The sequence below is a fragment of the Veillonella parvula genome, assembly GCF_024461875.1.
Classification (GTDB): Bacteria; Bacillota; Negativicutes; order Veillonellales; family Veillonellaceae; genus Veillonella; species Veillonella parvula_I.
Genome location: NZ_JANGAL010000003.1, coordinates 282,549 through 296,575, shown reverse-complemented (window position 1 = coordinate 296,575; position 14,027 = coordinate 282,549). Strand labels below are relative to the sequence as shown.

Annotated in this window: 6 protein-coding genes; 3 read left to right on the top strand and 3 right to left on the bottom strand. The window is 40.4% G+C overall.

Annotated elements, in window-relative coordinates; genetic code table 11:
- Positions 1–95: 95 nt before the first annotated feature.
- Together brnQ and NE668_RS07105 are read right to left on the bottom strand one after the other, a co-directional pair.
- Positions 96–1,427 carry a branched-chain amino acid transport system II carrier protein gene (brnQ, locus tag NE668_RS07110; RefSeq protein WP_187002394.1) on the bottom strand — a complete coding sequence of 444 codons (1,332 nt, stop codon included), beginning with the start codon at positions 1,425–1,427 and terminating at the stop codon, positions 96–98.
- 204 nt (positions 1,428–1,631) lie between these two features.
- Entirely contained in the window at positions 1,632–3,635 is a 2,004-nt protein-coding gene (locus tag NE668_RS07105) for a molybdopterin-containing oxidoreductase family protein (protein ID WP_227037329.1), read from the bottom strand.
- Between the two features lie 580 nt (positions 3,636–4,215).
- Between NE668_RS07105 and NE668_RS07100 the strand changes: the two genes are divergently transcribed.
- From NE668_RS07100 to NE668_RS07090, 3 genes are all read left to right on the top strand, one after another.
- Entirely contained in the window at positions 4,216–5,355 is a 1,140-nt protein-coding gene (locus NE668_RS07100) for an Ldh family oxidoreductase (protein WP_005385319.1), read from the top strand.
- Between the two features lie 295 nt (positions 5,356–5,650).
- Positions 5,651–7,288 carry an L-lactate permease gene (locus tag NE668_RS07095; protein ID WP_008602367.1) on the top strand — a complete coding sequence of 546 codons (1,638 nt, stop codon included), beginning with the start codon at positions 5,651–5,653 and terminating at the stop codon, positions 7,286–7,288.
- A gap of 389 nt (positions 7,289–7,677) precedes the next feature.
- Positions 7,678–8,865: a multidrug effflux MFS transporter gene (locus tag NE668_RS07090; RefSeq protein WP_008602366.1), complete on the top strand. Its 1,188-nt coding sequence runs from the start codon at positions 7,678–7,680 to the stop codon at positions 8,863–8,865.
- A gap of 709 nt (positions 8,866–9,574) precedes the next feature.
- Here NE668_RS07090 and NE668_RS07085 read toward each other — a convergent pair.
- Positions 9,575–13,831: an acyl-CoA dehydratase activase-related protein gene (locus NE668_RS07085; RefSeq protein WP_227037328.1), complete on the bottom strand. Its 4,257-nt coding sequence runs from the start codon at positions 13,829–13,831 to the stop codon at positions 9,575–9,577.
- Positions 13,832–14,027 lie beyond the last annotated feature (196 nt).

Here is a 14,027-nt window from a genome sequence, read left to right as displayed (position 1 = left end):
ACTTCTACACACAAAATCAATTTTATATGACAACAATCAAAACATAAAAAGGCTCTATACTCTCACAAAATGAAAGCATAGAGCCTTTATCTTTATTACTTATTATCGGAAGCAAGACCTTTATGGATAAGACCCACAACAAAGCCTAATACCGCAAAGCTTACCCAGCCCATACCAGCACTTTGAAATGGAATATATTGAGCAAAGAGCTGTTCCAAAGCTGTAGGTGCAATACCTGCAGTTTCAAGACCAGTCATGAGGGCAGAGATCATTGTGAAAGCCATAGTCCATGCATATACGCAACGACGACCACCAAACACATTATGAAGAAGTGCCAACAAGATGATTACGATAGTCAACGGATACAAGAGCATCAACACAGGAATTGCTGCACTGATGATTGTTTTCAAGCCAAACATGCTAAGACCAAACGCCGCTACAGAGAAAATTACTACATATAATTTGTAACTAATCTTTGGCGTCAACTTGTGGAAATATGTACCGCAAGAAGTGATAAGACCAATACTTGTAGACAAGCAAGCTAGCAAAACGATGATAGCCAAGATGATTTGACCGAACTCACCAAACAAATAGTTAGCACTTACGGACAATACAGGAGCCCCTGTCTCGAACAAACCAAAGCGTTCAACACTAGTAGCACCGATATTAGCGATAAATACGTAAACAATACCAAGAAGACCTACCGCAATAGCACCTACCTCCATTACCGTTTTTGTAATCACAGCACGAGATGTAGCACCGCTAAGACGAACAAAGTCGATTACAAGAATAGCAAATACTACGGAAGCTAAGGCATCCATTGTATTGTAGCCATCTAGGAAACCCTGTAATACAGCCGTTGGCGCATCACCATATGCCGGTTGTGGCACCGCATAACCACCAAGTGGAGTAATAAAGGATTTAACAATTAACAACAGAATTACAAGTAGTAAAGCTGGTGTCAAAATATTGCCGATACGGTTAACAAGTTTTTGCGGACTAATAGATAACCACAAAGAAATACCAAAGAATAATGCCAAGAAAATTGGTTCCATATTCATGCTTAAACCTTCAGCAAAAGGTTTAATTGCGATTTCATAAGCTACAGTACCAGTACGTGGCGTCGCAAACATTGGACCAATACTCAAGTATAAAGAAATTGTGTACAACAAGCCATAAATCGGATGAACACGACTTGCAAGTTCTTCAACATCTTTACAGGAAGAGTAACCCATCGCTGCAACCCCTAAGAGTGGAAGGCCTACACCAGTTAATACGAAACCGAGCAATGCCCAACCGACATTATCACCAGCTTGTTGACCTAAGGCCGCTGGGAAGATCAAGTTCCCTGCCCCAAAGAATAGAGCAAATAACATCATGCCTATAGCCAGATAAGCACGGGTCGACAGATTATCGTTACCATTCATAAATGTAACCCCCTTTAGGTTATATAAAAATAATATTACTATTATAATCTAAAGGGGCTTGGGTATACAAGAAAAATATCCTCACTATTCTATATCCGTATAGAGTTATTCCCATAAGTAACAGACTTTAACTTTTACTTATAGAAATAAGTAGATAAATTCCTATTTTACAGTAATCATTACAGACTATTAATTGGTCATTCACTACAAAAGATTTCTTATATGAACTTGTACATCATAAAAGGTGCTCCCCCATCCCTGATCGGTAGGACGAGCTGCGGTAAGCGCATTGATTGCCACGTGAGGATCACTCGATTGAGATTGCCACCATACACCTAGTGTTACCAATGTCCCTCTCTGTACTTCATCGTCGTAGTATGCTTTAATTTTTACACTGCCACGATCGTTATAGATTTCTACCTCAGCACCATCGTTTATGTTATACATTTTTGCATCTTCTGGATGGATGCGAAGTTTCATCAACTCAGGATCATTAAAGTCTAATTCGCAGAAGCTAGAGTCCAAAATTCGAATATCATTACCATTTATAAGCCAAAACGGTGCATTATCACCATATGGAGGCATATACCGAATTAATGGTTCTACATCCTGCGGATTATATAATTCAATTTTTCCAGACGGTGTTTTGAAATCCATCTTATAACTCTCAGGTACCGTCATCTCCACAGGCTCACCATTTAAAATCAACTCTTGGTCCCTCTTGGATATACGACTCGAAGTCCGCACAATTTGGTTAATAAGCTCTCTTTCACTAAGGTCAAAAAAATCATCCTCCAACCCCATACGTTTTGCTAACTCGGCGATAACTTGCCAATTGGAACGAGACTCCCCAACTGGATCAATCAATTTGTAACCCGTACCAATTGTGTAATGACCATAAGAATTATAAATATCATCATGCTCTACAGATGTTGTGGCCGGCAAAATAATATCCGCATATTTACAGGTATCCGTAAAAAAACGCTCATGTACCACAGTGAATAAGTCATCGCGCATCAACCCTCTACGTACAACATTCTGGTCAGGAGCTGTGATAGCCGGATTTGAAGAGAAGATATATAAACTATGAACTTTAGTTCCTTCAGGGTTTATAAGCATTTCACCCAGTTTAATCATAGGCATCAATCGTTTAGCTGGCGCATGAACATGAGCCTGTTGCATCACATCTTTGCCAATAAATTTACTACCACTAGCACTCGACAACAATCCACCCCCAGGATATTGCCATGCTCCAACCACAGCAGGCAAGGCATTAATAGCACGGCATGTCATAGCACCATTGCCATATCGAGATAGTCCACTGCCGAGACGAATAAACGGCGCTTTTGACTTTGCATAAGCATGAGCAAACTCAGTCATCCGCTCCACAGAAACACCGCAAATTTCAGCCGCTTTTCCCGGCGTAAAGTCAAGCAACACCTCTTTTACCAACTCATCGTAGCCTTGGACATGCTTCTTAATAAAATCTATATCTGCCAAGCCATCACGATGAATGATATGGAGCATCCCTAAAGCTAGTGCCCCATCACTTCCTGGTTTAACGTAAATATGTTCATGAGCTTGGCTAAAAGTATAAGTTTTATGAGTGTCGATAATCCAAACGCGAGCCCCCTTCTTTTTCGCAATGTTCACATCATGTAAAATATGAACATCTGTGGCTGTCGCATTTATCCCCCACAAGACGATAAGATCACTATGTTGCGCCTCTTGTGGTTTAATCGCTAAGGTATCACCGTAAACAGAACGGAACCCCGCTTGTTTAGCAGGAGAGCAAATACCTCGATCTTGGTCTGTAGCACCAATACAACGGAAAAAATAATCTGCTGCAGGACTCTGAATAACCCCCATTGTTCCTGCATAAGAGTAACGCAAAATACTTTCACTGCCATAAGTATCAATAGTTTCTTTGAAATTATTGACAATTGCATCAAGGGCTTCATCCCAACTAATACGAGTGTACTGATCTTCACCAATTCCCTTTTTACCGACACGCTTCATAGGGGACTTCAAGCGCAATGGAGAATGGATTACCTTTTCATAATGTGCCATCTTAGGGCATAGTGTACCTCTTGTGAAAGCATGTGCTCTATCCCCTCGAACAGATATTACTTTATTATTATCGACTGATACAATGAGACCGCATGCATCGGGACAATCGTATGGGCATACAGATTTATATTCTTTCATAATAAGCACCTCGCTTATAAATTGTATAAACTATAGGATGTATATTTATATTATATTATAGTATGACTCGTATAAGTATAACCTTTTGCACATCTTCTGAATTAAAAAGGTTTTAGAAATGATTATTTTATGTATATCAATGCATTCGATTATCACATTACATTTATGACCTCATCATTTATTTTGATATATATAGTTAGACATTTCAAGTTTTATCGATATCTATCCATTATCATTCTTGTCCAATGCCTAAACAGATATACTAATAAGTTCTATAAAAATACCAAAATTCTTCAAAAAAATCATGTAATCATTACTAAAAGTCATAACCATATAGTTTTAGGTATAATCAGACATTTTAATAGTGTCGTATAGATTATGTGACAAAAATCACCGGTACGTATGCGTATTTAGTAATGTCGTTCAGACTGTAAGACTATTCAATCTCACTTGTTTCTGTGCTATACTGACAGTGTCATTTGAGAGGATATAGAACTCACAAGAAATCATTTTGAATTCATGGTTATCTAATGTGAAGTAGCTATATCAGGTACATATTTTCTGAAAAGAGGTTTTAACGATGGCAGACGCAAAAAACACTGTGTTATTCCCTTATGAAACACTAAAAAAATTGAGCATGGACGCTTTCCAAAAATTTGGTTTCTCCGAAAAAGAAGCTGACATCATCCAAGACGTACTTTTGACTTCTGACTTGTTCGGTATTCAAAGCCATGGTATGCAACGTATGGTTCGTTACCATAAAGGTATCACTAATGGCTTGATCAAAATCGACGCTAAACCTGAAATCGTAAAAGAAACTCCAATCTCCGCAGTTATCGACGGTCATGACGGCATGGGTCAATTGTTGGGCCACATGGCTATGGAAATGGCTATCGAAAAAGCTAAAAAATCCGGTGTTGGTATCGTATCCGTACGTAACTCCAACCACTATGGTATCGCTGGTTACTATGCTAAAATGGCTTCCGACCAAGGCTTAATCGGTTTCTCTTGTACAAACTCCGAAGCAATCATGGTTCCTGTATATGCTCGTAAAGCTATGCTTGGTTCCAACCCTATCGCTTGGACTGTACCTGCTGATCCTGTTGACTTCTTCTTCGATTGCTCCACTACAGTAGTAACTCGTGGTAAACTTGAAATGTACAACAAAATGGGCAAAGCTACTCCAGATGGCTGGGCTGTTAATAAAGACGGCGTTCCTTCCACTGACGCAGCTGAAGTATTGGGCAACATCTCCCGTCATGAAGGCGGCGGTATCCTTCCTTTAGGTGGTGCTACAGAAGTTCTTGGCGGCCACAAAGGTTATGGTAACGGCATGATTGCTGAATTATTCTCCTCCATCTTGTCTCAAGGCGGTACTTCCAACAAATGTATGGTTGGCGGTAAATCCAACATCTGTCACGGCTTCATGGCTATCAACCCTGAATTCTTCGGTGACCCAGCTGAAATCAAAAAACACTTCTCCCAATTCTTACAAGAATTACGTGAAGCGCCTAAAGCTCAAGGTCAAGACCGTATCTACACTCATGGTGAAAAAGAACATGAATCTGTTGCTAAAGTTAAAGCTGAAGGCATCCCTGTACTTAACGGTACAATGCTTGAAGTTCAAGACCTTTGCAATGAATTAGGTTTAGACTTCAAATCCTACTTCGGCGATTATGTACCAGAAGCTCCTGCTACAATGTTCAAAGGTAACTACTAATACCTAAACTTAGTAATGGCCCTAACAAGGACTTGTAGTTAGTACAGAAGGGGACATAAACACTGTTTATGTCCCCTCTCTTATGTTTTTAACCTCATAGGCTATGAGGTTAAAAAATTTTATGTACTATATCAATTTTTATGATAAGTATATCTGTTATTTTATTGTAAGCTTTTATTTTAACTGAACTTTTACAAATTAACATCATAGCGATTTATTCATCAATTAAATTGATTAAACTACGTCGTCCTGTTGAGCATATATTTTTGTTTTACTTGAAAGGATGATCTTAGAAATGAGTGCTATCACCGTTCTATTAGCGCTATCTCCAATCATTTGGTTGATTGTAGCGTTATCCATCTTGAAATTACCTGCATGGCAAGCAACAAGTGTTGCTGCGATTGGTTCTTTCATTATCGCTATTACAGCATTCCAAGCTGACCCATTTATTATGGTCACTGGTGCCCTTGAAGGTGCCGCATTGGCAATCTGGCCAATCCTATTAGTTATTACAGCTGCTATCTTCGTTTATAACTTGGTAGTACATACGAAAGCAATGGAAACTATTAAAACCATGCTTTCTTCTGTAACATCTGATACTCGTGTACTTGCATTACTACTTGCATGGGGCTTTGGTGCCTTCATGGAAGGTATGGCTGGCTTCGGTACTGCCGTTGCAATTCCTGCAGCTATGATGGTTGCCGTAGGTTTTGACCCACTTAAATCTATCATCGCATGTCTCGTTGCAAACTCCGTACCAACAACATTTGGTTCTATCGGGATTCCAACAACTACATTGGCATCCTTAACAAACCTTGATCCAAGCCATTTAGGTACATTCATTTCCGTACAATTGTTCTTGCTTAACCTTATCGCTCCATTCTTTGTTGTTATGATTATTGGTGGCGGTATTAAAGCGTTAAAAGGCGTATTCCTTGTAACATTGCTTTCTGGTTTAGCATTAGCAGTTCCTGAAACTGTAATCAACGCTGTAATGGGTCCAGAATTATCCGTAATTTCTGCATCCATCGTTATCATGGCAGTTATCATTGGTTGTGCAAAAATCATGCCTCCTAATGATCCTAAATACGCAGTTAAACAAACTGGCGAAGTCCCTAAAGTTTCTGGTGGCGAAGGCCTTGTAGCTGCAATGCCATTCATCTTAATCTTCGTATTATTGTTATTAACTTCTAAATTGTTCCCTGCAATTAATGGTCCTCTTGCGTCCATTAAAACATCTGTACCTATTTATCAAGGTGCTGGTGCAAAACCTTACACATTCGTATGGATTGCAACTCCTGGTATTATGATTTTTATCGCTGGTATTGTTGGTGGTTTCATCCAAAAAGCAAAAGCTGGCGAAATCTTCGGTACATTGGGTAGCACAGTTAAAAACTTGAAATTCACATACCTTACAATCATCACAGTTGTTATGACAGCTAAATTGATGACTTACTCTGGTATGACTGCAGACATTGCAAAAGCAATGGTTGCTGGTACAGGTACATTGTATCCTCTATTCGCTCCTATCGTGGGTGCGTTGGGTGCATTCTTAACTGGTTCTGGTACAAACTCCAACGTATTGTTTGGTCCACTTCAAATCGCTGCAGCTCAAGGTTTAGATCCTACAAACTTCGAAGACCTTGGCTTCTGGTTGGCAGCAGTTAACTCCGGTGCAGCTGGTATCGGCAAAATGTTGTCCCCACAATCCATCGCGATTTCTATTGGTGCCGTAGGACCTGCTTTAAAAGCATACCTAGAAAACCACAAAGAAATCAGTGCTGAAGAAGCTCATAAACTAGAACATGAAATCGAAGCAAGCGTTATCATGAACAGTGCCTTCAAATACTTCATTGTATTCATCGTAATGCACGGTTGTATTTCCTTCTTCGGTCAACATTTCATCCATGAAATTCACCACTTTTTCTTCTAAGAACTGGTAACAAAAAAAGAACAGCTCTTCACGAGCTGTTCTTTTTTGTTGCCACATATGAGAATACTACATATAACATGGTTTAATGATATTGCTTCTACAGATGAAACCGTAGCTGTCCCGATTACTACTATTGCAGCTAACACAAAACCTTTTAGTTAATATTTCATATAATTCTCCCATCGCCAATAAACACATTGATATTTTTAGATATAATTAATATACTAATTGTAATCTATAAATAGAGATATAGCAAACTCAATATTTCATATAGATATTTTTTCTCAATCATGGTAAAATACATCGTATCAAATAGAAAAAATTAAATGCAGTCTGCGAAGTGCGATTCGCAGACTTTTATTTTTCTCACTTTAGTATAGGAGGGTTTTATGACTCAAGAAAATTCTGCTAAGGTCTCTTTCATCTTAGTAGTATTCCTTGGTCTGTTGACAGCCATCACACCACTTGCAACAGATTTATATTTACCAGCATTACCAATTATGCCTAGTGAACTAAATACATCTGCATCAAATATTCAAATGACCATTGGTGTGATGACTTTTGGTGTTGCATTAGGTCAATTATTTGGAGGTCCTATTAGTGATACTATGGGCCGCAAGTTGCCTCTTATAACAGGCAACTTACTTTGCGTTATCTCTAGCATAATCTGTGCTTATGCACCAAGCATTGAAATACTTTTACTAGGACGCTTTCTACAAGGTTTAACAGGATCTGTGGGCGTTGTAATTGCTAAGGCCATCGCTCGAGATTTTGCATTTGGTCAAGAATTGACTAAACTCTTTGCATTGCTCATGATGGTTAACGGTTTGGCGCCAGTAATCGCTCCGCTCATCGGCGGTCAATTATTACTATTCACTACATGGCGCGTTATCTTCGTTATTTTAGCAATATTTTCTGCTATTCTATTAGCGGGATCTCTTCTCTTCCGTGAAAGCTTACCTAAAGAAAAACGCGTTACAGGTGGCGTTGCAACTGCTACAAAGAACTACATTACGCTTATTAAAGATAAGCGATTCCTTGGGCAAACACTAATCCAATTCTTTGCTTTTGGTGGATTCTTTGCGTATATCTCAGGTTCATCCTTTGTATACCAAAACATCTTCCAACTATCTGCACAAGAATTTAGCTATCTCTTTGGTATCAATAGCTGTGGTATTATCTTAGCTAGTGCCATAAGCGCTAGATTAAGTAATGTAATCACAGTTCGACAATTACTAACATTTGCCCTCTGGCAACTAACAATCGGCTCCTTGCTATTCTTAATAGCTATGCTTTTCGAATGGCCACTTATTCCTGTAACGGCCATTCTATTCTTTACCGTATGTACAGTATCCCTATTTGGCTCTGCCTCTTTCTCTATGGCAATGGCTAAATACGGTAAAATGGCTGGAAGTGCCTCTGCAGTACTTGGCTTTGCTAGCATGTTCTCTGCAGGAATCGTATCTCCATTAGTTGGTATTGGTGGGGAATATACAGGGATTCCCATGGGGACTACAATGCTAGTATGTTCAGCGCTTTCCTTATTGTGCCTATATGGTTTGGTAGAAAAAGATTAATCTCTTTTACACATTTGTATAAGCCCCACAATGGGGCCCGACTACAACAAAATAATATTAGTATATAAATAAGATACCCCTTTCCTTGCTCAGTACTTCGTAAAATCGCTTCGGAAAGGGGTATCGTATTTATATTAACATTATCTATAGAGGCGTCCCATTGTTGGGCTTTACAAGCATATTTCAAAATAGATTAATTCTTTAACTCTACAAACACCTAGGCATAATAACGAAAACCACCTACACAACTGATTGTAGGAGAAAGGAGATGTGCCATAGGCACATCTCCACATTTCTTCCCCCTCCTCTATCCAGTTATATTTTCAATGGGACATCTTCATAATTAGCGTATATAGAAAAGAATACAGCCCTCTCTGCAGCGATTTTACGGAACGTAGTGACGTACTGAGCCAAGAGAGGGCTGTATTTTTTCTATACTAGTAATATGCAGTTGTATTCGGGCCCCATTATAAAATGTAAGGGACCTTATCGCTTATTCACTAAATTCCATCCCAACTTCTCCCCACTGCACTAGTTATATTTTCAATGGGACCGCTTCATAACAGGTGTATATAGAAAAGAACACAGCCCTCTCTGCAGCGATTTTACGAAGCGTAGCGCCGTACTGAGCCAAGAGAGGGCTGTGTTTTTTCTATACTAGTGTTATGTAGTTGTCACGGGGCCCCATTGAAAATATAACAGAGCACCCTTATTCAAACATTGTCGATAGTAGTAGTTTCAATCGGTTTGCTTGGTTTACCGCACTGGAGCCTGGGTCGTAGTCGATAGCCGCAATGCGCACGTCTGGGTAGGCAGCGGATAGTGTTTTCACCATGCCTTTACCTGTTACGTGGTTCGGCAAACAACCAAATGGTTGTAAGCATACGATTTGTTTAGCCCCTTTTTCGATGAGGTCAATCATATCGCCTGTGAGGAACCAGCCTTCACCGCATTGGTTACCAAGACCGATGAATTGAGCCGCTTCTTTTGCTACTTCTGTCATACGTTGTAATGGATCAAAGTTTTTTGATGCCGCTACAGCTTTAGCGTATGGCAAGCGGTATAGTTCAAGGGCTTCGCGAGCCAATGTACCAAAGAAGCCAGATAGCCATGTGCCATCAAGATGTTTTGCACGATATGTGCTGTCCATCGCACAGTACAAGAAGAAATCTAGCAAGCCAGATGTAACGACTTCGCCCCCTTCTTTTTCAATAAGTTCATTGATATTGTTGTTCGCACTAGGGTGGAATTTAACGTAAATTTCCCCTACTACGCCAACCCGAGGTTTTTGTACGTCTTTATTGACTGGCAAGTTATCAAAGTCATGAATGATTTCTTTGATGTACTTATTGTACTGACGAAGGCTTGCAGATGTAATGTTTTCACGGAGCTTTTTAAGCCAGTAATCACATAATGCATCAGTAGAGCCAGAATTCTTTTCGTATGGGCGCGTAGCCAATACGCATTGCATGATAGCATCCCCGTATACTACAGCTTGAATCATGCGATGTAAAAAGCCTTTTGTCAATTTGAAGCCCGGTTGACGTTCCATATCGCTCGCATTGAGGGATAGGATTGGCACTTGTTTCATACCAGCATCAATCAATGCTTTACGCAAGTAACCGATATAGTTCGTCGCACGACAGCCCCCACCCGTTTGGGAGATAATTACAGCTGTTTTATCTACATCATATTTACCAGATAACAATGCCGCCATGAGCTGACCTACCACAATGATTGCAGGGTAACATGCATCATTATTGATGTATTTTAGGCCCACTTCGATATCGTCACGTGTAGGAGCTGGCAACATTTCAAAGTCATAGCCTTCGTTTTTGAGAACTGGCTCTAAGAGGCTAAAATGCAATGGTGACATTTGTGGCACCAAGATTTTATAAGTCTTACGCATTTCCTCAGTGAAGATCACTCGATTATAATCGTAAGTTGGTAATTTCTCTAACACCACTTCTTCCGGTGCCTCTGGGTTATTGTGACGACGTAAGCTCCGTTCCATTACGGATTGCAATGAGCGCAGACGAATCGTAACAGCCCCGAGGTTTGTACCTTCGTCAATTTTGAGCAAGGTATGGATTTTGTGGTTTGCTGAAAGTATATCTTTTACCTGATCAGCAACGATAGAGTCAAGACCACAACCGAAAGAGTTAAGCTCTACGATTTGGAAGCCTTCTGTTCTACTTACGAATTCAGCGGCACGATATAGACGGCTATGATACGACCATTGGTCTACAACGCGTAAATGCTTGATATCATTACCGAGTGGCGCAACACCATCCTCCGTAAGAACAGCCATCCCAAGGGATGTAATCAATTCTGGAATACCGTGGTTGATACCAGAGTCCAAATGATATGGACGACCGGCTAGAACGATTGTTGGAATTTGTTCTGCTACGAGGCGAGATACAGTTTTCTTCGTTGTTTCACGGTAGGAAGCTTTACAGTTTTCTTGTTCTTCCCAAGCAAGGTCTACAGCCTTAGCAATATCTTTCTTCTTGAGGTCCAAGAAGTCCAATGCTTTCACAAGAGCCGGAACAAGAGATTTCTTATCAGCTAACGGCAAGAACGGCGCATGGAACGGAGTATTCCCAAGTACATCTTGCATGTTATTTTTAATGAGTTCAGGATAGGAAATAACCATAGGACAATGGTAATTATTGTCGCGGCTAAATTCCTTTGGCCCATGTTGAACACAAGGGTACCAAACAAAGTCTACCTGTGCATTCGCCAAATCGCGAATATGACCATGTACGGCCTTCGCAGGATAGCAAGCCGTATCGGATGGAATCGTATCGATAGCCTTGTTGTATTGATCCTTAGTCGTATAATCGGAAAGGATTACTTCATAGCCCAAGGTATTAAAGAATGTAAACCAGAACGGAAAATCCTCATACATATTGAGAACGCGAGGAATACCAACGCGCATTTTACCTTCAAACTCTGGAATATTTTTCTTTAAGTAATAGTCGAAATAACGACGTAATTTTACATCTACCAAGTTGGGAACTGGTTTACGCTCCTCTTGAATCATACCGCCTGCACCGCGGTCACAACGGTTGCCCGTTACGTACGTACGACCATCTGAGAAAGCATTGATAGTAAGCATACAGTTGTTGGAGCAAAGGCCACAATTGCGCATTGTCGTAGACACCTGTAAGGAATTAAGTCCTTCACTATCGAGCAATGTACTTTCACCCTTTTGTAACTCTTCCGCCGTTTCAGCCGCAAGAAGAGCCATGCCATACGCCCCCATCAAGCCGGATACATCAGGACGAATTACTTCGACGCCCATCAATTTCTCAAAGGCACGCAAAACGGATTCATTATAGAATGTACCGCCTTGTACAACGATATGATCGCCCAATTCTTTAGGATCTTTCACCTTAAGAACCTTATAAAGGGCATTTTTAATTACAGAATAAGCAAGGCCTGCAGCGATATCTTGTACTGTAGCACCTTCCTTTTGAGCCTGCTTAACCTTAGAGTTCATAAATACAGTACAACGAGAGCCTAAGTCGATTGGCAAGGTTGCCAACAAACCTTCCTTCGCGAATTGGTCGATAGGAATACGCAAGCCAGATGCAAATGTATCGATGAAAGAGCCACAACCAGAGGAGCAAGCTTCGTTCAATACGATGTCTTCAATATAGCCATCGCGAACCTTACAGCATTTCATATCTTGACCGCCGATATCCAAGATAAAGGATACATCAGGGCAGAAGAAGCGTGCCGCACGATAGTGAGCCATCGTTTCTACTTCACCGATATCGATGCCGAGGGCGCGTTTAAGAAAGGCCTCGCCATAGCCAGTTACGCCAGAGTGTGCAATATAGGCGCCTTTTGGCAATAATTCATATATTTTCTCGATAATTTCACGAGATTTTTCTAACGGTTTACCATGGTTAGGACCATAGTGAGAAAAGATAATTTCCTTATTGCTGTTAATGAGTACTACCTTTAGCGTAGTAGAACCAGCATCAATGCCAAGATAGCAAGGACCTTGAGCATCCTCGATATTCGCCTTTGGCGTTACCGCCTTAGCATGACGAGCGCGGAACTCTTCTAATTCTTGTTCATTTTTAAATAATGGATCGACACGGTCCGTAGCTTCCATAGGAATACCGATAAGTGCACCGATTTCCTTCGTCAACTGACCAACCGTGATTTCACGGCACTCATCTTTCATCAATGCCGCCCCTAATGCGATGAACAATTCACCATTTTCAGGGATAATACGTTGAGATTCTTCTAGCTCTAATGTGTCGCAAAAACATTGGCGCAATTCGGACAAGAAGGTCAACGGACCGCCAAGGAATGCCACATTACCTTCGATTTTATGTCCGCAAGCAAGGCCAGCAATCGTTTGATTTACGATAGCTTGGAATACGGATTTAGCAATGTTTTCATGGGATGCCCCTTGATTTAACAAGGCTTGAACGTCGGTTTTCGCAAACACGCCGCAACGTGCCGCAATCGGATAAATCGTATCAGAATTCATAGCCAATTGGTTAAGACCAGACGCATCAGTTTGCAACAAAGTCGCCATTTGGTCGATGAAAGCACCTGTACCACCAGCACAGGAACCATTCATACGATGTTCTGCAGTTTGACCTAAGTAGGTAACCTTCGCATCTTCACCACCAAGTTCGATAATAACATCGGTCTCTGGATAAAGGGCTTTTACAGCTCGTGTTTCAGCAATAACCTCTTGTACGAATGGAATGCGCACCTTTTCAGCCATCGCCATACCACCAGAACCAGTGATACACACATGAACTAGATCATCTTCATGTCCCACTTGAGCCTCTTGAAGTAAGGTATATACTGTGTCCAAAATGTTCGCATAATGGCGTATGTACTTCTTATACAAATAATTATCGTGTTCGTCCAATAATACAACTTTAACCGTTGTAGACCCCACGTCAATACCCATGCGTAGCATGTGCTGCATAAATACCTCTCTTTTTAACAACCGTATAACCACCAAGTGATCATACTCGTTTTGTGAAAGTAGCACATTCAATATATACAACATATATATGTGTTGAACATCTAAAGTACGTAACTAAATTAGATGAGGATATATTACTTTCACTAAAATATCTAAATTTTTAAATATCCTACTATTATTATACAACAAAAGCAGT

Coding starts and splice junctions, on each gene's coding strand:
- brnQ (WP_187002394.1), bottom strand. CDS start 1,427: ATGAATGGTAACGATAATCTGTCGACCCGTGCTTATCTGGCTATAGGC.
- NE668_RS07105 (WP_227037329.1), bottom strand. CDS start 3,635: ATGAAAGAATATAAATCTGTATGCCCATACGATTGTCCCGATGCATGC.
- NE668_RS07100 (WP_005385319.1), top strand. CDS start 4,216: ATGGCAGACGCAAAAAACACTGTGTTATTCCCTTATGAAACACTAAAA.
- NE668_RS07095 (WP_008602367.1), top strand. CDS start 5,651: ATGAGTGCTATCACCGTTCTATTAGCGCTATCTCCAATCATTTGGTTG.
- NE668_RS07090 (WP_008602366.1), top strand. CDS start 7,678: ATGACTCAAGAAAATTCTGCTAAGGTCTCTTTCATCTTAGTAGTATTC.
- NE668_RS07085 (WP_227037328.1), bottom strand. CDS start 13,831: ATGCAGCACATGCTACGCATGGGTATTGACGTGGGGTCTACAACGGTT.